19 protein-coding genes are annotated in these 24,512 nt (G+C 35.5%); 11 read left to right on the forward strand and 8 right to left on the reverse strand.

Annotated elements, in window-relative coordinates; translation table 11 throughout:
• Window positions 1–103: 103 nt before the first annotated feature.
• The 3 genes from ABWU73_RS03670 to ABWU73_RS03680 all read right to left on the reverse strand — a co-directional run bounded on the left by ABWU73_RS03670 (window position 104) and on the right by ABWU73_RS03680 (window position 3,339).
• On the reverse strand, window positions 104–1,192 hold the full coding sequence (locus tag ABWU73_RS03670) for an IS481 family transposase (protein WP_264329420.1): 1,089 nt from the start codon (window positions 1,190–1,192) through the stop codon (window positions 104–106).
• A 1,088-nt stretch (window positions 1,193–2,280) separates the two neighbouring features.
• Window positions 2,281–2,904: a heme ABC exporter ATP-binding protein CcmA gene (ccmA, locus tag ABWU73_RS03675; RefSeq protein ID WP_007548816.1), complete on the reverse strand. Its 624-nt coding sequence runs from the start codon at window positions 2,902–2,904 to the stop codon at window positions 2,281–2,283.
• Window positions 2,905–2,907: 3 nt separating this feature from the next.
• Window positions 2,908–3,339, reverse strand: coding sequence for a hypothetical protein (locus tag ABWU73_RS03680; RefSeq protein ID WP_174515653.1), 432 nt, complete (start codon window positions 3,337–3,339; stop codon window positions 2,908–2,910).
• Window positions 3,340–3,535: 196 nt separating this feature from the next.
• Here ABWU73_RS03680 and aspS point away from each other — a divergent pair, with 196 nt between their 5' ends.
• Complete coding sequence (gene aspS, locus ABWU73_RS03685) at window positions 3,536–5,338, forward strand: aspartate--tRNA ligase (RefSeq protein ID WP_007548818.1); 1,803 nt, start codon at window positions 3,536–3,538, stop codon at window positions 5,336–5,338.
• Between the two features lie 61 nt (window positions 5,339–5,399).
• Window positions 5,400–6,662, forward strand: a complete 1,263-nt coding sequence (locus tag ABWU73_RS03690; RefSeq protein WP_006280528.1) for an MFS transporter — start codon at window positions 5,400–5,402, stop codon at window positions 6,660–6,662.
• A 7-nt stretch (window positions 6,663–6,669) separates the two neighbouring features.
• On the opposite strand, the gene ABWU73_RS03695 is transcribed toward ABWU73_RS03690, so the two are convergent.
• Both ABWU73_RS03695 and pdhA read right to left on the reverse strand, forming a co-directional pair.
• Window positions 6,670–7,593, reverse strand: a complete 924-nt coding sequence (locus ABWU73_RS03695; protein ID WP_006279888.1) for an RluA family pseudouridine synthase — start codon at window positions 7,591–7,593, stop codon at window positions 6,670–6,672.
• A gap of 383 nt (window positions 7,594–7,976) precedes the next feature.
• A complete protein-coding gene (gene pdhA / locus ABWU73_RS03700; RefSeq protein WP_006279887.1) occupies window positions 7,977–8,957 on the reverse strand; it encodes a pyruvate dehydrogenase (acetyl-transferring) E1 component subunit alpha in 981 nt (326 codons plus the stop codon).
• A gap of 55 nt (window positions 8,958–9,012) precedes the next feature.
• On the opposite strand from pdhA, the gene hemJ reads away from it, so the two are divergent.
• The 3 genes from hemJ (at window position 9,013) to miaB (ending at window position 11,663) form a co-directional block, all read left to right on the forward strand.
• Entirely contained in the window at window positions 9,013–9,441 is a 429-nt protein-coding gene (gene hemJ / locus ABWU73_RS03705) for a protoporphyrinogen oxidase HemJ (protein ID WP_010082641.1), read from the forward strand.
• Window positions 9,438–9,743 (forward strand): hypothetical protein, encoded by a 306-nt coding sequence (locus ABWU73_RS03710; protein ID WP_353285519.1) that lies wholly within the window; start codon window positions 9,438–9,440, stop codon window positions 9,741–9,743. The genes hemJ and ABWU73_RS03710 overlap by 4 nt, the downstream gene beginning before the upstream one ends.
• A 600-nt stretch (window positions 9,744–10,343) precedes the next feature.
• Window positions 10,344–11,663, forward strand: coding sequence for a tRNA (N6-isopentenyl adenosine(37)-C2)-methylthiotransferase MiaB (miaB, locus tag ABWU73_RS03720; protein ID WP_264329713.1), 1,320 nt, complete (start codon window positions 10,344–10,346; stop codon window positions 11,661–11,663).
• Window positions 11,664–11,802: 139 nt separating this feature from the next.
• Here miaB and ABWU73_RS03725 read toward each other — a convergent pair whose 3' ends face one another.
• Entirely contained in the window at window positions 11,803–13,269 is a 1,467-nt protein-coding gene (locus tag ABWU73_RS03725) for a peptide MFS transporter (RefSeq protein ID WP_007548626.1), read from the reverse strand.
• A gap of 176 nt (window positions 13,270–13,445) precedes the next feature.
• On the opposite strand from ABWU73_RS03725, the gene ABWU73_RS03730 reads away from it, so the two are divergent.
• Window positions 13,446–16,787: an isoleucine--tRNA ligase gene (locus tag ABWU73_RS03730; protein WP_265017716.1), complete on the forward strand. Its 3,342-nt coding sequence runs from the start codon at window positions 13,446–13,448 to the stop codon at window positions 16,785–16,787.
• Window positions 16,788–16,845: 58 nt separating this feature from the next.
• Entirely contained in the window at window positions 16,846–19,593 is a 2,748-nt protein-coding gene (locus ABWU73_RS03735; RefSeq protein ID WP_265017715.1) for a hypothetical protein, read from the forward strand.
• Here the strand turns inward: ABWU73_RS03735 and pheT are convergent.
• Window positions 19,584–21,923 (reverse strand): phenylalanine--tRNA ligase subunit beta, encoded by a 2,340-nt coding sequence (pheT, locus tag ABWU73_RS03740; RefSeq protein ID WP_209472911.1) that lies wholly within the window; start codon window positions 21,921–21,923, stop codon window positions 19,584–19,586. The genes ABWU73_RS03735 and pheT overlap by 10 nt on opposite strands.
• A 112-nt stretch (window positions 21,924–22,035) precedes the next feature.
• On the reverse strand, window positions 22,036–22,299 hold the full coding sequence (locus ABWU73_RS03745; protein WP_010962582.1) for a hypothetical protein: 264 nt from the start codon (window positions 22,297–22,299) through the stop codon (window positions 22,036–22,038).
• A 229-nt stretch (window positions 22,300–22,528) separates the two neighbouring features.
• Here ABWU73_RS03745 and ABWU73_RS03750 point away from each other — a divergent pair, with 229 nt between their 5' ends.
• Genes ABWU73_RS03750 through ABWU73_RS03765 form a run of 4 tightly spaced genes read left to right on the forward strand, consistent with a single transcriptional unit; the run spans window position 22,529 to window position 24,509 of the window.
• Window positions 22,529–23,254 (forward strand): F0F1 ATP synthase subunit A, encoded by a 726-nt coding sequence (locus ABWU73_RS03750; RefSeq protein WP_341810299.1) that lies wholly within the window; start codon window positions 22,529–22,531, stop codon window positions 23,252–23,254.
• A gap of 59 nt (window positions 23,255–23,313) precedes the next feature.
• The gene (locus tag ABWU73_RS03755; protein WP_006014985.1) at window positions 23,314–23,541 is read left to right on the forward strand and encodes a F0F1 ATP synthase subunit C; all 228 of its coding nucleotides are present in this window, start codon (window positions 23,314–23,316) and stop codon (window positions 23,539–23,541) included.
• A gap of 3 nt (window positions 23,542–23,544) precedes the next feature.
• Entirely contained in the window at window positions 23,545–24,024 is a 480-nt protein-coding gene (locus tag ABWU73_RS03760) for an ATP synthase F0 subunit B (protein ID WP_010962584.1), read from the forward strand.
• A gap of 8 nt (window positions 24,025–24,032) precedes the next feature.
• Window positions 24,033–24,509, forward strand: coding sequence for a hypothetical protein (locus tag ABWU73_RS03765; protein ID WP_065094793.1), 477 nt, complete (start codon window positions 24,033–24,035; stop codon window positions 24,507–24,509).
• Window positions 24,510–24,512 lie beyond the last annotated feature (3 nt).

A 24,512-nucleotide genomic window follows, 5' to 3' on the forward strand; every position in this document is an offset into this window, starting at 1 on the left:
TTTTAAGCAAGTTTGGTTTTCACTAGTTCTACAGGAAGTCAATAGCAGAGTTTTAAACTTCATATTTAATGTAATAGTTCAGACTTGATCTGACAGGCGTGAATTAACTGACAGAAGAATTGACAAAGTCAAAACCAAAATCAGCATCCTGTTTAATGCTATCAATATTTTTCTGATAAGCAATATGCATACTATCAAAAAAGGTTTGCATAGGTGTCTTACCATAGCAATATTTACCTGAATGCGGTCGAGATCTATTGTAAGAATGCACCCAATGGTCTACATCTAGCTGAAGCTCTGCCAAAGAGGTGTAAATTTTCTTTCTGAAGATAATATTGTAGCATTCATCTTGCATAGTTCTGTGGAACCTTTCACAGATGCCATTAGTTTGTGGAGAACGAGCTTTGGTTCGAGAATGATCAATATTTTCTACCCCCAAATACAGCTGGTAAGCGTGATTTTCAGGTCTGCCACAGTACTCTGTACCACGATCCGTCAAAATGCGTAGCAATGATACTTTCTGTTCATCAAAAAACGGTATCACCCTATCATTGAGAAGGTCTGCAGCTGTAATAGCAGTCCTTTCTGTATAAAGCTTAGCAAAAGCAACTCTAGAGTAGGTATCAACAAAGGTTTGTTGGTAAATTCGTCCAATACCTTTGATATTACCCACATAATAGCTATCTTGGCTACCCAAGTATCCTGGATGTTCTGTTTCAATTTCTCCATGGGCCTCTTTTTCTTCCTTAGCCTTCTCTAGAGCTGTTATCTGCTCTTCTGTTAAGATAATGCCATCTTGAGCTACTTTTGCTTCTAATGCCTTTAACCTCTTTTTGAAATTCTCAAGATCGTTTCTTTGCCACACTGATCTTATTCCACTTGCAGAGATGAGAATTCCTCTCTTTTTCAGTTCGTTTGCTGCTCTTTCTTGTCCATACGCTGGAAATTCTATTGCTATTTCAATTACTGCTTTTTCTATATCCTCCGATACCCTATTTGCATATAATGGCTTGCTTTTGCTTATCTCGTGTAAAGCCTCTTCTCCTCCTTTTTCATACAGTTCTTTGAAGCGGTAAAATGTATCCCTTGAATATCCCATTACCTTACACGCCTGTGATACATTTCCTAATTGCTTTGCAAGTTCTAGCAATCCCAACTTTGGTTTTAGTATTTTTTCTTGTGTTGTACTCATATCTGACACTCCTTTAAAATTTATTCATATTTTTATCTTACTTTGTTCGCCTGTCAGATCAAGTCTGAACTATTACATATTTAATCTACTAAATAAATAGCACATGTAGCTTATTGCTTGACAATAGGATCTAATTGTTGTCTAGATTCCAGCATCACGCGCACAACTGTACGAACATTTGTTTGCGAAGAAATGTTATAGCTGGTTTTGCCTCAAACACAAAGATGTCATCCGAGTAGCTGACTACTTGGATCCAGAAAATTTTGCTGCGAGTAAGCAAATTTGTTTGGTGAGCATAGAAAGTGGAATGTGTAAGCGCAGCCTCAACAGGTTGTCATCCAAGTAGCTGACTACTTGGATCCAGATTGGATACTGAGTTGGTGAGTATAAAAGTATAGCTAACGCGAGCTCTACGTCATACCGCCGCAGAATAATTAACCGTCATACCGCGATTCATTCGCAGTATCCCTTCGCGGTATCCCTTAGCCGCTAACAAGCAGCGGGATGACGAGCTTATCGTCATGCCACCGCGAACCGTCATACCGCGATTCATTCGCGGTATCTCTAGATCCCGCTAACAAGCAGCGGGATGACGGTTGTCGTTTAGCTATAAATATTTAAGAAATTTACTAAACAGAAAAAAAGGCAAAAGAAGCCCCGTAGTTGGCTAATTACTTACATTATACTTTCAAGTATGGCGTTTTTTTATTCTAAACGCTTAATAACCGCGACTCAGCTGCTTTTAAATGCAACTAACCTTAGCTATAAATGTTTAAGAAATTTACTAAACAGAAAAAAAGGCAAAAGAAACCCTAGGGTAGCTAGTTATTCACTATCCATTTTTTAAGTTGGCGTTTTTTTATGTTTTAAACGCTTTATAAGCGCGTTTCAGCTTATGTAGGTAGAAGTTTGATAAAGACATAAGGTGCACATAGTGCAAAAAATTAAACATGAGACGCCAGATACGTGAGTTTTTTTGTCATTTAATCTGTACAGAGAAGATAAATAAATAGCTTCAGTGTTTATGATAAGGGGGCTGGCGGAGTTTGTCAAGCAAGTTTTTTATTTCTAGCGGTTGTTGCCAAAAACTATACAAGAAGTCTATTGAAATTACGTATATCAATCGTTGTAAAATCACACAATTGCTCTGTAGAGCTATGCCCTGTAATAATTACTATACCATTTTGCTCAGAGCGTATTGAGATTAGGTTCAGCACTAATTCACACGTTGCACTATCAAGATTACAAAATGGTTCATCTATCAGCCAAACGTTTGCATTAGAAATCAAGAGGCGAGCAAGCGCAACTCTCCTTTTCCAGCCTGCAGAAAGTTCGCCATATCTAATATTAAGTACAGGTTGCAACTGCAAGCAACAAATAGCTGCCACAATCAATTCTCTAGTATTTCGTATTCCTGCCCAGAATTCTACGTTTTGAGCAACAGTTAAGCTATCTTTACAGGCATTCTTATGGCCTATATAGACCATAGAAGATATATAGGATTTTGGATCATCATATATATCTTTTCCGCAGTGCCTTATATTGCCTGATACCGGCGGTAAAAGTCCAGATAAACTTCTAATTAAGCTGGTTTTACCACTACCATTTGGACCAGTGATTAGAATCTTTGATTTTAGCTCAGCTTTAAAACTGAGATTCTTAAATAGTACCTTATTATTACGAGTGCAGGATAAATTTTCACATTCAAGCATGGATTATCTGCCCTTTCCCTTATGTTTACCTTGAGTTGAAGCCTGAGCTTTTACAAACAGCTCCCAAAATCCTTTCTGTCCGCCTTCTCTATGTATCAATTGTGCAAAACGCTGCATTAAACCATTACCCATCATAACCATCTTTGTCCATTTACCTACCGGTTTTGCTATGTCAACTATTTCTGGATCTTCTTTATAAACTTGCACATCTTTTTGTTTCTCGCGTAGCGTTTCTTGTTGTTTCATCAACTCTTTTTGCTTATTTTTTTGATATAATTCATTGAATTTTCTGTCTTCTTCCCACTCTTCTTTAAAAACTTTTCTAGGAAATATGATTTTTCTAATGCGATTTTTGTATATTTTTCTCAAAAAGAGAAATACTGCAGCTACAGCAAGTAATGTTACGCTATATAATATGATCTGTGTAAGTGGCATTTCCTGTATCTAATTCATTAAAAATACCCTTACTATTATACCATAATTATAGAAATTGTGCAATTTTTTTGCGGGTAAAGACAATATAAAAGCAGTACTGCTCTATTTCGAAAATTGCGCAAATATCTGACGAACGGGCTTGTATGTAATAAGGTTTATTTCTATACTTCTTAAAGAATTTAGAAGTAAAACAAATATGAACTGCTATAAAACTCATACGTGCAATGAACTGAGGAAGAACGACGTAGAAAAGGAAGTTACCCTTTCTGGATGGTTATATCGTAAGCGCGACCATGGTAACCTAATTTTTGTTGATTTAAGAGACTTCTACGGAATCACTCAGCTAGTATTTAATAATGACAAAGACTTTTTTGATGAGATATCAAATTTAAAATTGGAGAGTGTAATTACTGTTACAGGAATAGTTGAAGCTAGAACTGAAGATACGGTAAACAGCTCTATTTCTACCGGAGAAATCGAGGTGATAGTCAACAATTTGCGCGTTGAGTCGGAAGTTGAGTTCCACTTTGATGAAGAAATAGCAAAAGAAGAAAGAAGTATATTGGCAAGCATTACCGGCGAGCAAGAATACCCAGAAAACATGAGATTTAAATATCGATTTCTTGACTTAAGACGTGAAAAAGTCCGCAACAATATTATTTTGCGCTCACAAATTATTGCAGAGCTCCGCAAGCTCATGATAGAGCGAGGATTTTTAGAGATTCAAACTCCAATACTCACTGCTTCCTCTCCTGAAGGAGCACGCGACTACCTAGTGCCAAGCAGGCTAAATCCTGGCAAGTTCTATGCATTGCCACAAGCTCCGCAGATTTTCAAACAGTTGCTCATGGTTTCAGGGTTTGATAAATATTTCCAAATTGCACCGTGTTTTCGTGATGAAGACGCAAGGGCTGACCGTTCTCCGGGAGAGTTTTATCAGCTAGATCTTGAAATGTCTTTTGTAACTCAAGAAGACATCTTTCAGATTATTGAGTCTACCTTATATAGAGTGTTTGCTAAATTTTCTCGCAAGTCTGTCGATAAAGATTTTCCACGCATTACATACAAAGAGGCAATGCTTAAGTATGGTTCTGACAAGCCAGATTTGCGTAATCCACTATTAATCAGCGATGTTACAGAAATTTTTCGTGATTCAGGGTTCAATATTTTCAAAAGCAATATTGAGCGTGGTATGGTAGTGAGAGCCATCCCTGCACCTAAAACAGCAGAGGAACCACGCAGCTTCTTTGATAAAAAGATAGAACATGCGCAAAAAGAATTCGGTGCTAAGGGTCTCGGATATATAACGTTTGATAAAGATGGAACTGCGAAAGGCCCAATTGCTAAATTTCTTGATGAAAATAGGCTAAACCACATAAGAGAAGCAACAAACATAGAGCCAGGAGATAGTGTATTTTTTGCTTCTGACAAAGAGAATGAGGCGGCAAACATTGCAGGAAAAGTACGCACTCTTTTAGGGTCAGAACTCAGTCTTATAGATGATAATATCTTCAAGTTTTGTTGGATCATTGATTTTCCATATTTTGTATATGACGATAAAAGTAAAAAAATAGATTTCTTTCATAACCCATTCTCCATGCCACACGGTGGTCTGAAAGATTTAGAGGACAAAAATCCACTGGATATCCTTGCTTACCAATATGATCTTGTTTGCAATGGAATAGAACTGTCAAGTGGGGCGATTCGTAATAACAAACTGGATATCATGTATAAAGCTTTTGCCATTGCAGGTTATAGCCGGGGAGAAGTTGATACAAGATTCGGTGCACTTGTACGTGCATTCAGATTTGGTGTTCCTCCTCATGGTGGAATAGCACCAGGAGTTGATAGAATAGTTATGCTGCTTGCTGATGAGCCAAATATTCGTGAAGTAATCTGTTTTCCTATGAACCAGCAAGGTGAAGATGTTCTAATGGGTGCTCCTTCCAAGGTGGAGGATAAGCATTTACGTGAATTATCCTTGAAGGTTATTGAATGAAAAATTTTATAGCAAGGAGCACCGGTTAATGATATATTAGGTTATGTTAAATTGAAAGACCATGAATAATATCCAAAAAGCAATACTATCGGGCATGATCTGTAACATGATTGTGTGGTATGAACTCACTCTTTTTGGAGTATTAACAGATACAATCATCAACGTTTTTTTCCCATCAGAAGATCATTATTTGAGTACACTCAAATTCCTTGGTGTTTTTGCAATTGGTTTTGCGTTTAGACCAATTGGTGCAGTAATTTTTGGTTATATGGGAGATAAGTATGGCAGAAGAAAGACTTTACTTACTTCAGTAATATTAATTTCAATATCATCCACAATTATGGGAATTATACCTGGGTATAAAGAAATAGGGTTGCTTTCACCTGTATTGCTTGTGTTTTGTAGAATAGTGCAAGGAATAACTGCAGGAGGTGAAACAAGCATTAATACAGCATTTACGATAGAGCATTCAAAAGATAAAAAAAATCTAGGTTTCTTAGGAAGTATGAAGCCCTTTAGCGGAGCCCTTGGAACGCTCTTATGCATAACAATGATATTTATCTGCAAAAGAGTTACAGGTGAGAACTATGAAATATGGGGATGGAAGTTGCTTTTTTATTTTTGCTTTTTTTTGGGGACAATAGGTTTTTTAACTAGGTACATATTAAAAGAAAGCTTAGCATATAAAACTAATAAGTACGCTAATAATTTAGCACATTCACCATTGTTAGAACTAGTAAGAAACTATAAAAGACCGCTTATTATTTCAATCAATCTGGGAATTGCTCAGAATGCAATTGTCTACGCAGCAATAATGTTTTATAATATATCAATAAAAGAGCTAGTTATTTTATCTATTAGTGTTAAAGATTTAATGAGGATAGTAATACAGGTTGTATTTGCAGCATCTGCGGTACTTTTTGCAATTTTATCTGATAAAGTTGGAAGAAAACGCGTAATGATTCCTGTACTGATTATGCTATCTCTGATTGGTACATGTGTATTACCATTATTATCTTCCGTTAACCACTATGTCGTAATAATAACTTACTTATTGATTACTATACCAGTAGGTGCATCTTTTGGAATATATGGTTCTGTTATTTGTGAACTGTTTCCAACAAAAGTAAGATGCACTGGCGTAAGCTTAGCAAATAATATATCTGCAGGAATTTTTGGTGGCCTTTCTCCATACATATGCATGTGGCTTATAGAAAAAACCGAAACAAAACTTGCAGCAGGCATTTATCTTACTGCCTGCGCATTAATTAGCCTAATATCTGTGCTTCAAATTAAAGCCAAAGACAGAAAAGTTGATTGGTGAAATCGTTTCAGTCGAAAAATAGCGCTTCAATGGATTTTTCGATGTGTTTAGTGATAGGAGCGGTGATAGTGATTTCTTTATTGTTTGGCAGTTTTAAAGATAAAGAATGCGAATGAAGGTGAATTTTATTTGCTATCCCATCAATAAAAGCTTTTTTACCACCATATTTACCGTCACCAAGAATAGGGCAATTTATATGAGCTAAATGTGCACGTAACTGATGGGTTCTGCCGGTAATTGGTTGTAATTTTAAATAAGCAACATTGTGTTTGGATTTTGCTATAATTGAAAAATGCGTAGTGGCATTCTGAGGTGAATTTTCATCAACGACCACTTTTTCTTGACCTGAAACATATTTTTTCACCAATGGATAGTCTATTGTTCCACTATCCTTGCTCGGTATGCCAGAAGTTAATGCTAAATAAGTTTTTTTTACTCTTCGTCCTTTAAATTCTTCCATAAGGTATCTGGCAACATTAGCGTTGCGTGCGAATATTATCACTCCACTCGTATCTCTATCTAGCCTATGGACAATTTTAAATGTTTCTCCCTCTCTTATTTGGTCAAGCAAATCACTCATGCTAATCTTTACTTTTACGCCACCTTGAACGATGACCCCTGCGGGTTTGTTTATAGCTAGTATATATTCGTCTTCATATAATATGTTCTCTCTTAGTAGATTCACTAACTTTTCATTATATTTGCGATCAGAATTAGCGTTTTCAATATAATTCAAGTGCTTCAGCGTTATAGTTTGCCCAGAATTTACTCTATCACTGGACTTTGCTTTGCAATCATCAACTTTGATTAATCCTTTCCTTAAAGATTTTTCAATTACAGATTGCTTTAGATCAGGAAAGATTCTTCTGATGTACCTATCCAGCCTAACGTTATCGTCTTCTATTAATATGGTTTTTATACTTTGTAGCATTCCATTATTTATAATGAATATCTAGTGAAATGTCAATTATTGGTGTCATTCCAGTGTCAAGCACTGGAATGACACCGAAGGGGCTACTGCCGTCATAAAGGAACCAGTGTCAGCTACTCGGATGACAGGAGAAGGAGACTACTGAGATGACAGCTAGCCTGACAACCGTCATCCCGCTGCTTGTTAGCGGGATCTAGAGATACCGCGAATGAATCGCGGTATGACGGTTCGCGGCGGCATGACGTAGAGCTTGCGTTAGCTATACTTTTATACTCACCAACTCAGCTGGATCCAAGTAGTCAGAGCACTTGGATGACGGGAGAAGGAGCTATTTGGATGACATCGTTTACTATACAATGTTTGTACAGTTCTGGATAAAAAAATTAGCTAACAAATTTATAAACATCAGTATACAGCTCATCAACGCTTGGTTCTTTACTATTTTTGGCAAAATCTTCCGACTTTTTTACTAAATCACGTATTTCCTTATCAATTACTTTGCACTCTTCTTCTGAAGCCATTTTATTATCTGTCATGTATTTCTTTAAAGTGCTTATAGGGTCATGATTTTGCTTCATATCTTCAACTTCTTCTTTTAAGCGATAAGTAGCAGGATCTGACATTGAGTGACCGCGATATCGATATGTCTTCATTTCAAGCAGGATAGGCCCTTTTCCGCTGCGTGTGTGTTCCGCTGCTTCGCTTGTAGCCTCATAAACAGAGAAAAAATCCATTCCATCAACTTGTTTTCCAGGAATACCAAAACTTTCTCCTCTTTTATATAACTCTGTTACTAAAGTTGACCTTTGCACGGAGGTTCCCATTGCGTATTCATTATTTTCTATGATGTAAACCACAGGCAATTCCCACAAAGATGCCATATTAAACGATTCATATACTTGTCCTTGATTTGCAGCACCGTCGCCAAAATATGTAAATACCACATTATCTTTTTTCTTATATTTATTAGCAAATGCTATTCCTGTGCCAATTGGAACTTGTGCTCCCACTATTCCATGCCCGCCGAAGAATTTTTTTTCAACGTCAAATACGTGCATCGAACCACCTTTACCTTTCGAGCATCCTGTTTCTTTGCCGGTAAGCTCTGCCATTACAACATTTGGATCAGAATCACATGCGAGCATTAAGCCATGGTCTCTATAACTTGTGATAAAAGCGTCACCTAATTTTGATGCAGCTTGAGTTCCAACTGCAACTGCTTCTTGTCCTATTGATAGGTGACAGAACCCGCCTATTAATCCCATCCCATATAATTGTCCTGCTTTTTCCTCAAATCTGCGTATGAGTAGCATTTTCCTGTAGAATCCAATTATCTGTTCTTTAGTGAAATTTTCTGCTTTCATATCGATTTCTTTTTCATTAAACTAACACAATACCAGGAATTTTAAATTTTTGCTAATGAACTATTACCACTGGCTTGAGGCTTTTCACGTTATCTCTGTTATCATGTGGATGGCAGGTATGCTTTATTTACCCAGGCTTTATGTCTACCATGCAACTGTAAAACCGGGATCGGAAAATGATAGCTTGCTTCAAACAATGGAAAAGAGGCTACTTAGATATATCATAAACCCTGCAATGCTTTTCTCACTTGGTCTTGGAATTACACTAATGGTTATTAGGGAAGCATATCGTGAAGGATGGTTTCATGTAAAAGCATTTGCAATACTTTTGATGTTAATTATTCATATGCTACTTGCAAAATATAGGAAAAATTTTGCAATGGGTTCGAATAAGAAGTCACATATTTATTTTCGCGTTTTAAATGAAGCAGTTACAGTATTGATAATAGTTATAGTTATTATGGTTGTTGTAAAACCTTTTTGACTGACCTTACCCAAAAAAAGCAGAAAGCTCGTATCTGTTCAGATGCATGGCTAATGTACAATACTGAAATAAAAATTCCAGTGCTCCCTTTCTTGTCATCCCAGTGCTTGACACTGGGATCCAGCTTTCTTTACAAATTCACCAAAAGTGCTTCATTCTATAACGCAAAACCCATACTCACCAAACTCAATGCATTACTTGCAATTAAGTTTCCTGGATGCCAGTGTCAAGCTACTCGGATGACACCATTCTTTTTCCTGGATCCCAGTGGGCTTTGTTGCATCGCTAGCTATGATGGATAAAGATAAAAAAGGTAGAGAATATCAGTAGCTTATTATTCTGGTATTTATAACAAGAACGGTCAGTGAATACCTAAATTTGAGTAAAAGAAATTTCACTACCACTCACTAATCCGGCTAAAATTCAAGAATTTCAATGCTTTAGCTATTTTCAATAGAATTAAATTTATTAATATAAATAATAAATTACTATTCTTAAATTTGATCAGATTGATTGCAAAAAAACAAGATTTTCAATAGGTTGCTTATAATCCTAACTATAGTTAGCCTTTCATAAGTAGCGATGCAACAAAGCCATACCAGTGTCAAGCACTGGGATGACAAGAAGAGGGCACTGCCCTCTTGGATGGAAGCCAGTGTTAGCTACTTTCATGACACCCTGACAACCGTCATCCCGCTACTTGTTAGCGGGATCTAGAGATACCGTGATGGTATGACGTAGGGGTTGCCGAGAACTTGTCATCCCAGTGCTTGACACTGGGATCCAGTTTTTCGTATAATGTTGTCAAAATCTATTGTGCTAGCAAGTTCACTAGCGTCACGCGCTGGTCTGTTAGACATTTACGTGTAGGGTGAAGAAATTTTGAAAAAGACATACCAAATATGAAAGGCCTATATATTAAAACTTACGGCTGTCAGATGAACGTTTATGACTCCGTTTTAATGGAAAATGTAATTAAACCTTTGGGGTTCAACGTTGTTAGTGATGCAGGGAAAGCCGATTTAGTGATACTGAATACTTGTCACATTAGAGAGAAGGCAGCAGAAAAACTTTACTCAGAGCTTGGGAAGATTCATTCGTTACGAAAAGAAATGACTATAGTGGTGGCTGGGTGTGTAGCGCAAGCAGAGGGAGAAGAAGTGTTCAGAAGGGCTCCTTTTGTTGATATTGTTGTTGGTCCGCAGAGTATCGCTACCTTACCGGAGCTGATAGTCAAAGCAAGCAGAAGTAAAGGTCATGTAATAAACACTGATTTTCCTGAAGTTGCAAAGTTTGATAAATTGCCAGATGAATGCTATGGCAATAGCCAGGGGTCTTCTGCGTTTCTTCCCATACAAGAGGGTTGTGATAAATTTTGTACGTTTTGTGTAGTGCCCTATACTCGTGGAGCTGAGTATTCACGGCCAGTGAATGAAATATTTCGTGAAGCATTGAAATTAGTTGCAAATGGGGCAAATGAGATCAATTTGCTTGGTCAGAACGTCAATGCTTACCATGGGGAGTGCGAAGGGGAAGTGTGGGATTTAGGAAAATTAATTAGTCATATTGCTAAAATTGAAAAGCTAGAGAGGATTCGTTATACAACTTCTCATCCAAGAGATATGCATGAATCTCTCTACTTGGCACATGCGGAAGAGCCAAAGCTCATGCCGTTTGTTCACCTGCCTGTGCAGTCTGGTTCGAATAAAATATTGCACGCGATGAACAGGAAACACACTGCAGAGGAGTATTTGGAAATAATAGACAGATTTCGCAAATTGAAACCTGAAATCGAATTTTCTTCTGATTTTATTGTTGGTTTTCCTGGAGAAACCGAAAAAGATTTTGAAGAAACTATGAAATTAGTAGAAAAAGTTAGATATGCTCAGGCTTATAGTTTTAAATACAGCCCAAGACCAGGCACACCGGGAGCGGAAAGAAAAGATCAAGTACCAGAAGAGGTTAAAACAGAGCGCCTTCTTCGTTTACAGAAATTAATTAGTAAGCAACAACTTGAGTTTAACCAGAGTATGGTAGGTAAAACTATACCTGTTCTATTTAGCGATAAAAAAGGTAAACACCAAAACCAAATTATTGGTAAAAGCCCATATATGCAATCAGTGTGCATTGATGATTCTGAAGATAAATACAGGGACAAAATAGTAAATGTGAAAGTGTTGGAAGCTCGGCAGAGTAGTTTGCTGGGGTGTGCATTTCACTGATTTTAAGCAGCGTTAAATATAAATCTTAAGCAAAGAGTATTGAAAAAATGCAATCATAATCTTTTTCAAAAGTTACAAAGTTTAATTGCTACCTCTGCTGAACGTGTACCTTAAACCTACAAATTTGAGCTTACCTATATCAATTTTTTGTACAAGATGAGTTAGTAACAACTTTATGTATAAAATTGAAGAAGAATAAAAATACAATAACGAGCATTAAATTAAATATTCCCACCTTTAAAAAACCCTCTTTATATATTTCTAAAGATTCTAAATAATTTATTTTACCATTTACTGAAGGAACTGACATAAATTTTGATATTGCAACTCCGGCTAGGTTAGAAAACGCTAATGACAGCATTACTATACCCATCACTACTCCTCTAAGGTTTTTGGGGGCTAGTGTAGTTGCTTGTTCTTGGACTAATGGAGCAATACATAATTCTCCCAGTCCCATAAAGGAGATAGCAATTATTAAATATAAGTATTCTACTTTACCTTCAATGTTAGAGTTTAAACATCCTATGTACAGTGTGAAAAAACACATAGCCATTGTCAGAAGGCCAAGGGTAAACATGGAAGTTGCATATTTTTGCTTAAACTTCATGTATGTTCCAAAAAGAAAGCCAAATATTATAATTGACAAAGGATTTATGGCTTGAGAAACTGAAGCTGGGATTGTTATACCTAATACATTGTTAATAACGTTTCTTTCGGTGAATAAGTTAACCAAAGAGCCAAGCTGCATTTCTAAAGCAAAAAAACACAAGAAAAATACCACAAGAATAGATAATGCCACTAATTTTCGTCTTTGTTCTGCTGATAATTTAGATATTATATAAATAAATATGCCCAGAGCTGTTATTCCAATAAATATGAGCATATTAGTAAAAAATTCACTATGTATAAGCATTTTAGCAATTATTGATGATGACAGAAAGCTTCCTATCAATACTATACCAAAAATTTTAATCCCTAATATGCGCTTATTCATAAGCTCTGGATAAGGAGAAAGGCCGCTATCTCCTAAAAGATTCTGAAATTTGAGAAAAAATATTAGCCCTATAGACATCCCAATACCAGCTAAACCAAAGCCGTAGTGCCAGCCAAACAAGTGGGCTACATAACCACATGAAATAGAAGCCAATATTGCTCCAATATTCACACCTACGTAAAATAAAGTAAAGCCTCTGCTACGTTCAGGATCGTCTTTGCCATAGCATGAACTAAGTAAGTTAGTTACGTTCCCTTTAAACATACCAGTACCTATGGCTATTAGAGATAAACCTAAATATAATAAACCTGGTTCAAACTTAACCAATGACATGCAAGCATGACCTGCTATCATCACTATCCCTCCAAGCAACACCATGTTGCGGAATCCCATCAACTTATCAGCTAAAAAACCTCCAAGTATTGGTATAGCATAACCTGTTGCAGCAAATAATGAGTAAATAGTAAAGGCCCTCTCATCAGTGAAACCTAAGTGAGAAGTCAAAAATAGGACCAAAAGTGCCCTCATTCCATAGTAAGAGAAACGTTCCCACATTTCAACAAAGCACAACATTTTTAAAAATTGTGGAAACTTATCTGTCTTCTGATCCATAAAATACCCCTAAAGCTTGGGTTAATGTTAAGTAAAACAATAAAAACTGCAAGTAAAACTTAAAAAAAGGTATTGGAAGCTCGGCAGAATAGTTTGTTGGGGTGTGAGCTACGGAAATATTTTTGAATTTGTAATTTTTCAGAAAGCCCTATATTCTTTAGTTTTACATAGCGAACATGAAGTCAAAGCATTATCCTGATACAGTAAGTAGTCCTGATTTTTTATCGTTAGAAAAGGAAATCATAAAATTTTGGCAGGAAAACAAAGTTTTTGAGCGGTCAGTTGAAGAACGTTCCAAGGATAATTGTTTTGTCTTTTACGATGGGCCTCCGTTTGCAAATGGACTTCCGCATTATGGACATTTACTCACTGGTTTCATCAAAGACGCATTTGCAAGATATCAAACTATGCTTCAAAAAAGGGTTGAACGTAGATTTGGCTGGGATTGCCATGGATTGCCGGCTGAGATGGGTGCAGAAAAAGAACTTGGAATATCTGGTAGAACTGAGATAGAGAAGTTTGGTATAGATAAATTTAACGATCATTGCCGTACTTCTGTGATGAAATTTTCATCAGAGTGGGAGAAGTATGTAAATAGGCAAGCAAGGTGGGTAGACTTTCACAATGACTATAAGACTATGGATAAATCATTCATGGAGTCGGTCATGTGGGCATTCAAGCAGCTTTATGATAAGGGTCTGGTGTATGAATCAGTGCGCGTTGTACCATATAGCTGGGCATGCGAAACTCCATTATCTAATTTCGAAACAAGGCTTGATAACGCGTATAGAGAAAAAGTTAGCAAAGCTGTAACTGTTGCATTTGAGCTTTTAGAAAACCCACAGCAATTTAAAAGTGTTAAACGAAAGTGTAAATTACTTGCTTGGACTACAACTCCTTGGACGTTGCCGAGCAACTTGGCTTTAGCAATAGGAAAAGATATTAAGTATTGTGCAGTGTCAGTCCACCCTTTGATGTCATTCCAGCGCGTGACGCTGGAATCTATTTCTGGATCCCAGTGTCTGGGCACTGGGATGACAGGGAGTAGTGAAGGAAGTTCAATGAATGGTGAAATATACATTTTTGCTGAAAGCTACTTAGAGAAATTTATCAGCCACTCTGAACAAAACAATATTCCATATGAAAACTGCAATATAAAACTTAAAGCGAATGATCTTGCAGGTCTTTCTTACAAACCACTGTTTGACTATTTTAAAGACACAAAAAATGCATTTCGCGTTTTTATTGCTGATTATGTGACGGAAGAAGACGGTACTGGCGTTGTGCATACTGCTCCTGGATTTGGTGAGGAAGATTTTTACCTTTGCCAAAGCCATGATATTCCAGTTATTTGTCCAATTGATAACAGTGGAAAATTTACTGCTGAAGTTTCAGATTTGGCAGGGGTTCATGTTTTTGATGCCAATGATACAGTAATAAAAAAATTGAAAGGGCAGGGAAGTTGGTTTAAGACTGAGCAATATATTCACAATTATCCACACTGCTGGAGAACTGACACTCCTTTGATCTATCGAACTATGCCTTCTTGGTATGTTGCTGTTACAAAATTCAAAAGCAGAATGGTAGAGCTAAATAAGAGAGTTAATTGGATACCAAACCACATTAGAGATGGTCAATTTGGAAAATGGCTTGAAGGGGCACACGACTGGTCAATTTCACGCAATCGATTCTGGGGTACGCCAATCCCTGTATGGAAATCAGATGATGCGAGATATCCAAGAGTAGATGTATATGGTTCAATAGAAGAACTGGAGAGAGATTTTAATGTTAAAATAGACGACTTGCACAGACCATTTATCGATACTTTAACAAGACTAAATCCTGATGATCCAACAGGAAAATCAGTTATGCGCCGTGTACCTGACGTGTTTGACTGCTGGTTTGAATCTGGCTCGATGCCATTTGCGCAAATCCACTATCCGTTTGAAAATAAGGAGTGGTTTGAATCTGCGGATTTTATCACTGAATACATAGCGCAAACCAGGGGGTGGTTTTATACGCTCTTTGTATTGTCCACTGCTTTGTTTAATAGGGAACCATTTAAGAACTGCATATGCCACGGTGTTGTTTTGGATGTAAAAGGGCAAAAATTGTCCAAACGTTTGAATAACTATGCAGATCCAATGGAGGTTTTTGATAGATACGGTTCTGATGCACTGCGTTTTCTTATGCTTTCTGGATCTATTGTTTGTGGTGGTAATTTGCTACTCGATAAAGAAGGAAACTCAATACGAGATGTTCTGAAAAACGTAATAAAACCTATTTGGAACAGTTATCACTTTTTTACTATGTATGCAAATGCAGATGGAATTAAAGCTGAAGTTTGTAAGGATTATCAAAGCACTATTGATCGTTACATGATTTCCAAGTGTTTTGAAGCTGTAGAAGGTATCCAAGCTTCTATGAACAACTATAACTCCCAAGAGGCTTGCAAAATTCTGATAGATTTTTTTGAAGTGCTGAATAACTGGTATATTCGTCGCAGTCGCGAGCGTTTTTGGAAAAGTGATTTGGATCAGGATAAAACTGATGCTTATAATGTTCTATATACGGTTTTTTATTACATACTAAGAGCTGCAGCTCCTTTGTTGCCACTTATAACAGAGAATATATGGCAAGGGCTTAAGTATGAAGAAACATCTGTTCATTTGGCTAATTTTCCACAATTAGAGAAGTTTGATAGTCAGCTCATTGCCAAGATGGATCTAGTGAGAGAGGTGTGCAACTCTGCACTTTCGATCAGAAACACTTTTAATATACGTATCAGACAGCCGCTTGGCAGTATGATCATTTATCATCAGTCTTCCTGTAGTTTTCTTGAAGGTGAACCGCTTTCTGTCATCCCAGAGTTCTCTCCTGTTATCCAAGTAGCTGACACTGGGATCCAGTGTGCTGCAGATTCAAATGAGTACCAGGAGATGATAAAAGATGAGGTGAATGTAAAAAGCTTGGAATTAGTAAACAGACTTGAAGGTATTGCATCACTAGAGTTAAAGCTAAATTTCCCACTGCTTGGGAAAAGAATTCCAGACAAAATCAAGAAGCTAGTTCAATATGTCAAGGAGGGAAAATGGAAGCAAGTTGAGAATGAGCAGATATTTCTAGGAGACGAATCAGAGAACTATATTATAGAAAAAGGCGAATATGAACTATTGTTAAAAGCAAACAGTGAATATTCCTCTGTATTTGATAACAATAAAGGGATTGTCATTCTAAATACTGAACTAAATGATGAATTAATTCTAGAAGGGCTTGCAAGAGATGTCGTGAGGCTCATTCAGGAAACCAGGAAACAAGCTGATTTTCATATGTCCGATAGAATCAGAGTAATAATCAAAACAGAAGATGAGAAAATTAAGGAAGCAATAAATACGTGGATTGAATATATAAAAGAGCAGACCCTTACCTTATCTTTGGACATTAATACAGAAATTGGAACTAACTTTTATTTTAAGGAGTACCAAAATTTGATAGTTGGTATTAGGTTAAATTATTAGTAGTTGAAAGTTGTCATTGTTTATGCTATACTTAGGTTACTTGAGGTAAGGTTATGGTATGCATGCTGTTGTAGATTGTAAGAAAGTTGTTGACTTAAATAACAATAGTGATGATTTAGGTAAAGTAGAATCTATTTCCAATGTTACTTTGGAAGAGGAAGAGTCTTTTGATGCTATGGAAGCTGTTTCTAATGTAGAAGAAGGGAATGATTTAGGTCTTGCTACTTCAGAAGAGGAAGAAGAATTTTTTGATGCTGTGGAAGAACAAGAGCCGTTAGCTAATTTTAACGTTCCACTCAGTATATTTCATTATAAAGATTATAACTCTGATTTTTTTACTTCTTGGTATAATATATCAAGTAGAATATTTAAAGAGGTAAATCGAGCTTGCCCGGAGAAGAAAGTATTAAATTTAGCTCTATCAGTTTTAATGTTTCCTTATATAGTTTTCACTGCGTTAGGATTAGCCGTATATAATAAATTAAAAACAAATGATAAGACACAAATCAGTTCAGAGGAGAATAAAACAAAAAAAAGTGAAGTAAGTGAAAGTACAGCAAAAAGATTGGCATATGGTGTTCTTGCTGCAATAGTGATTCTTGTTAATATCGCTGTGCTTGCAGCATTACTTATTCCTGCAACACTCGCTTTGGCTACTTTTTATCTTTTAAATAAAAAATTATCTCATTTTTTGATTGCTGCTATTAAAATAAGTAATGGGTTATGTCAAAATGAACACCAAAATATTGAGGTGTCTTTTCATGAGATAGAGGCTATTGAAGCAGACATTAAGTGGAATATGGAAGTTAAGTTTCCACCGCAATTTAAACAACTACTTAGAGATTTATACGAAGATAAAGATGGTAGTTGGTTTAATGTTGCACGTGATTCAGAACATAATACCATACTGAAATTATCAGCTAATATCCACTTAAAAAATGGTCTTAAGCCTTTACGTAATGAGATCAAGAATGTGCTTGCAACTTCTATTCAAGAATTTGCGAAGACTATGGAAGAACTGATAAAGCTAGAAAAGAAAGAGATTACATATGATAAATTGAAGGAATTGTTGGACGAATTCAGGTTAAAAGTGGTAAGTAGCATAGATTTTAAGTTGACAACTCACTTAATATACAACGCCTATCAAGTTGCCTTTATACAAGCAGTTAGGTTTCAGCTGGATAGACGGAAAGAAGGTTTTTCACTGGAAGATGAGATAAAAAATTCTTTAGTGAGACAGGAATTAGAGAGTCAAGGTAAGGAATTACCAGGTGAGAAAGAAGTGATAATAAGAGATCTGAAAAAAGCAGGAGCAAAAGTACCGGATGTTTTAGATGATAGTGAGCTTCCTATATTTAAAGCAGAATGGAAGCGGCTTAAAGAAGAAGGGAAGATAGCTAAGAGAACAATTATTGATGTTTATAAATATAGACATAGTAGAGAAACAGAGACAGCTCTAGGTAATGCTAAAGAAGAGATTAATCTTTTAAAAAAAGAAGGACAAAAAAGATATATTAGGATACATGAAAAATTGAAAGAAATATATGGAGATGTAAAAAAGAATAATTTAGCAGGTGATGTTTTAAGAAGAAGGTTAGAAGGTCTTTTTAAGTTCGAATATGATGATCAAGAAGTTGAGCAAAGGCTAGTAAAATCAGTAATGAAAAAAGCCAAGGGTGAGTTAGGCCTATTAGGCATGCTCAGCTTAATAGACCAGTTTCGGGATTTAGAAAAGGAGATAAAAGGTTCTTTGAGTGAGAATTTAAAAGAAGCTTCAGATAAAGTAAATGCTTTTGTAGCAAAGATATATTTAGAAATAACGAAATGCAAAATACAAAATGTACTCAAAGGCCAAGCAAAGGGTATAGAGGATTCATGTAAGCTGTTAGAGGAAAAGGAGCCGGATTTAGTACAGAGGATTAATGCGCACCGAGCGGAAATTGCAGAATGCTTAGAGCAACCTATATCGTTAAGGAAAGTAATAGAAGAAAATGAGGATTTAAACAAATATTTAGAAGGTGAGCGAAATAGGAAAGGAGAACAGCATCCAAGTACAAAATTAATAGAGAAGCATTTGAAAAATAACCAAGAAATTCTCAAAGCATTAAAACAGTTAGAATTAGAAGAAAAAGGATTGTTGATAAATGAAGAAACAAAAAATGATTATATAGAAGAACTAGAATCTCGCGAAAAAATAAAGTTTGCAATAATAGAGGATGATTTACTGAAGGAGTTCGAGCGTGAAACTTTTAACGAAGAAGCAGTTAAGAAGTTGTTAGAGGAAGCGGAACTTGAATACTATTTGGCAGAAAAATGCATAAAAAGTCCTGTGATAAAAACAAAAAATAATATCAAGCACTTTTATCAAGGTTTATTGTCTCCTTTGATAGATAATTTGACAAAAGATATAATAAATAATATACCAGGAAATAGTGAAGGTTGTATACAGAAAGTTAAGAACTGGAGTAAAGTTATGTTTGGTGCAATAAAGATTGGAGCATCAAATGCTTATAAAGAGACTACAGAGAGAAAAGCGTTAAATGTGGCACATAATACTTATAAAGAAGGAGAGACATTTCTTCAATGTTTTCAGTCAAATTATGAAGGTGTTGGAGCCTTTTTAGGTAATTTATTTTCTGATGATGGGGTAACATTTAAAAATGATGTGTGGCCTAAAATAGAAGAGCATTTGCATGGAATGTGGGATAGATTTTTCAAGGATATTGAATTCAATATTGGAAATAAATTGGATGAAGTAAGTGTGACACAGCAACGGCAGGAAACTATGATTGTGACTCAACGATAAGTTCTCAAAGTTCCTCCGGTATTTTCACATACTAAATTAACTATAGCACTTGATTCTTTTTGGATCTCTTTTTCAGTTAAAGTGTGAGTTGGAGAGCAGAAAGTAACTGACAATGCTATAGACATCTTATTCGATTCTATATTATTTCCATGGTATACGTCAAATACTAAAACTTCTGTGATGAGCTCTGAGCTTTTTTTTACCACATTGATTATGTTACCTACTTTCACATCCTTATTTACAATAAATGCAAAATCACGTTTTACACTTTGGTATTTATAATCGATAAATTTCTTTCTACTTACAGGTAAATTTTCAATATTTTCTAATATCACCTCAAAACCTACAACTTTTTGCTTGATGTCAAAAAGATCTAATATATTAGGATGCAACTCTCCAAAATAACCTGCTACTTTATTCTTAAAAGAGAGAGTGCCTGACTTTCCTGGGTGGTAATGTTCTTTTTCTGCTCTCTCTATCGTTAAATTATCGCAATTGACGTTAAAAAACTCCAAAGCTGCTATGCAATCAGCCTTTGCATCAAAAACATCTACTTTCCTATTAGTATTATAATGGTTTCGCGGTAAATTATTTCCTGTTCTTATTCCACTTAAAACATGTTTAGACTGAGCTTCACCATCGTAAATCGGCCCGATTTCGAAGATTGCAAGATCAGATATTCCATGGGCAATATTATCAGCAGTAACTTGCAATAAATTTGGCATAATACTTGGTCTCATTATATTAAAGTTATTGTTAAACGGATTATCGATGATAAATAACTTATTCGAGTAACCAAATTTTTCAGCTGTTGATTCACTCATAAACGACCAGGTTAGCACTTCATGAAACCCTCTGTTTGTCATCAAAATACGCAAATTGTCGTATGTACTATCTACTTCTTCAACATTATTTGGTAGTGGTTCTTCTTTTATTTTGTCATAGCCGTATATCCTTGTTACTTCTTCAATTAGGTCAACCGGTATTGTCACGTCCGGTCTCCAGCTTGGTACTTGTACATTCCAATTGCCTTCGGTTTTTTTATCAATATTAAACCCTAGTTTCGTCAAGATATCGAACACTTCATCAGGCAATACAGATACACTTCCAAACTTGTTTACATCTTGGTAATCAAAGCTCACCTTGGTGTCAGCCCTATCTAAGCTGCCAGCAGACACTACGCTTGAGGCTTCTCCACCACATAAATCCAGAATCATTTTAGCTGCAAGGTTGAGTCCATCAAAAGTAAATTCGGGATCAACAGAACGTGCAAATCTGTAACTAGCGTCTGTGGAGATGTTTATTTGCCTTGCAGATTTAGCGATAGATATAGGGTCAAACCAAGCAGACTCTAAAAAGATATCAGTAGTTTCAAGTGTACATCCACTGCACTTTCCACCTATAATTCCAGCAACTCCATGAATATTTTTATCACCTGCAATAACGCTCATGTCTTTGTTTAATAAGTATTCTTTACCGTTTAAACCAGCAAATTTTTCTCCGTCGTTTGCTTTGCGTACTGTGAGCTCTCCTTCTATTTTTTTTGCATCATACGCGTGCATTGGGCGGCTGAAAGATATCATAATATAGTTCGTGATATCAACTATTGTAGAAATGGAGCGCATTCCTATCGATTCCAATTTATCTTTTAGCCACTTTGGGCTTTCTTGATTTTTTACATTGGCGATGTATATTCCACTAATAAAACTTTCTCCGTCAGTAACTTCAACATCGATTGGTGAATTTATGGAGCTGGTAAGTTGTGGAATGCTTAAAGTCTTTAATGTTCCAATTCCAGTTGCAGCAAGGTCGCGAGCTATTCCATAAATGCCTAAGCAATCTCCACGGTTTGGAGTAACATTTATATCAATTACAGGGTCACAATTGAAAAATTTATCCCCTACTTTATAATCATCGGAAAGCTCGATTATTCCTTCACTTTCCTCTTGAACCAACGCAAGTTCAGAAGCAGAGCAGAGCATCCCTTCACTTAGCACTCCTCGTATTTTTGTAGGCTTGATTGTGAAATCACTTTCTGGCAATGTGCTACCAAGAGATGCAAGCACAGTTTTCATACCTTCTCTAACATTGTTTGCTCCGCAAACTATTTGTAGAATTTTACTTCCGTCATCTACTTTACATAATTTTAATTTATCAGCATTTGGATGCTGTATCACCTCTAATACTTCTGCAACAATAAAACCAGCTAATTTGGTATTGTCGATCACATCTTCTACTTCTAACCCTATGTGAGTTAATTTATCGGTAATTTCTTCTAAACTAGCATTGGTTTCTAAATACTCCAGTAACCAAGATAACGTGAATTTCATCGATCTAACAAGAAACAAAAAAGTTATTGTAATATAAAATGTAGTGCTTTTAAAGCTTGTTGTAGTGGAATACTTCTACATCATTGTTTATGATGTAGAAGCTTTTGTAACTTTATATCTTCTTGCGAAGAGAAAGAATTTTTTCTATATCACCTTTTAAATCTATCTCCAGAAAGAATTTAAGACTTTCATAATCCCAGGCATCCTCATCAATGTTACCATCAAAAAAGAAGTGTATTATTGCATTGTTGAGTCCTATGTAATAATCGCGAGTATCTTCGTCAAGGAAACAATCTACTGATTCGATGTATCCGTTACCAAATTCCTGCTCCAAATTTAAAGGATGATTAGTGTTAATAAAATCTATTTCGTTCATTATATACCTCACTAAAAATTAAATTATAATCAAAATAAGATATTAAGTCAAGATATTGAATAATTTAACAAGATTAGTAAATTTTAAAATACAGAGCTGACTGTAATTAACATTCTAATTACATATTTTGTTAATATGTTAATGTTATAATAATACAGAGCCTTATCTTAATTCTTGACTTTGTCCTATAAAATTCATACTTTATTTACTGTTTATAATTCAGATTAAAATGGCATTAAATCCGCTGGAACAGTTTAAAGTATATACGGTAATAGAGTTACCTAGGTTATTTGGGTATGACGTAAGCTTTACCAATTCATCTCTTTTCACGATGATTTCGGTGATATTGGTGATACTCTTTTTGCTTTTTGGAATAAAGAAGGGGGCAGTAATACCAGGATATTTGCAAGCTGCAGTTGAGTATGTATATGATTTTGTTATTTCAATAATAGAAAATAACACTGGAAGCAAAGGCTTGCAGCACATTCCATTGATATTTACAGTGTTTATTTTCATTTTATCGTGTAATTTAGTTGGTGTTCTTCCTTATAGTTTCACGGTCACAAGTCATGTGATAGTCACCTTCGCTTTATCGATGGTGGTTTTTATTTATATAACGATTGTTGGATTTAAAGAAAGGGGAGTAGAATTTTTACGCATATTGCTACCAAAAGGAACTCCTTTGTGGCTTGCACCTATAATAATTATTATTAAGTTGTTTGCTTATTTAGTAAGGCCGGTTAGCCTATCAATAAGGCTTGCAGCAAATATGATTGCTGGTCATACAATCATCAAAGTGATAGCAGGGTTTATTGTAAATATGAACATATTTTTCACTCCTGCGCCGTTTTTGTTCATAATTGCATTGATAGGATTTGAAGTATTTGTTGCAATTTTACAAGCTTATATATTTACTATATTAACATGTGTATATTTGTCAGATGCAGTAAAGTAATTGACTTCCTTGTAGAATATTTTACAATTATATTATAAAGAAATAATTAAAGGTAATATATGGATTTAGTAGCTTTAAAATTTATAGCAATTGGTTTAGCTGTGTTTGGAATGCTCGGCGCTGGTTTAGGTATAGCTAATATCTTCTCTGCTATGTTAAATGGGATTGCGAGAAACCCTGAATCAGAAGGTAAAATGAAAAGTTATGTTTATATTGGTGCTGCCATGGTTGAAATCATGGGATTGCTTGCGTTTGTACTTGCAATGTTATTAATATTTGCTGCTTAACAGATGCCACAGCTTGATGTTTCAACCTTCTTTTCTCAAGTTTTTTGGTTTTTAATTTTTTTCTCTTCACTTTTTTTCGTAGTAAGTTGTTTATTTTTGCCAAAGTTAGATGAAATAATAAGCACTAGAAGTAAAGAAGTATTGGGTTCTTTTAATAGTTCTGTTCATCTTTTAAGACTTACGGAAGATCAGATTACCAAGTATAACGCAGCTTTAACCCAAGCTAGAATACAGGCAAAAAAAATCATAGATGATGCACTTGCTCAGGTAGAAGAAATGAGAGCTAATGTTAAGAATATATTAGAAGAGGAAGATAAAAAAAAGAGCAAGCTTATTGAAAAAAAAGTGGCAGAATTTAAATCTGAATATACTGATCAGTTAAAACAAATGGCTACTAGTATTGCTTTAATTTATTATACTAAATTGACTAATTCTGAAATTGAAGAGGAATTTATTGCTGACTTGGTGTCCAAAGAATTTTAGGGGTTTTTATGTCTACATCACTGATTATCGGTCTTGCCTTCTTGGTAAGTTTTGTCCTTTCGTATAAATTGCTAAAGAAAGTGATAAAAAATGCGCTTAACAATAAGCGTAACAAAAGCAAATTTTCAAGTGAAGAAACTGAAAAATTCAGGAAAGATATGTTGGAGTATTACAAAAAATCTTCTAAAAAATACAAAGAATTAGATGCAGAAGTTAATAAAATGATGAATGAAGCACTTGATAAAGCTAATAGTATCATTAAGCACAATAGACAGCAGCTAGATCAGACATTAGATGACAATGCCCATTCTAACTTGAAGAAAGTCACTGACCAAGTTGAAAAAGCTCTTGGAGATTTACAGGCTAACACAGCGAATATAGCTGCTGATGCTGTAAAAAAAATAATGCATGAACGTAAAGATGATAAGCGTAGTAGCGAGGTCATATCTTCATTTTCACGTGACTTAAATAAAAAATTGCATTAGGTT

It is taken from the genome of Wolbachia endosymbiont (group A) of Andrena helvola (genome assembly GCF_964028415.1).
Classification (GTDB): Bacteria; Pseudomonadota; Alphaproteobacteria; order Rickettsiales; family Anaplasmataceae; genus Wolbachia; species Wolbachia pipientis.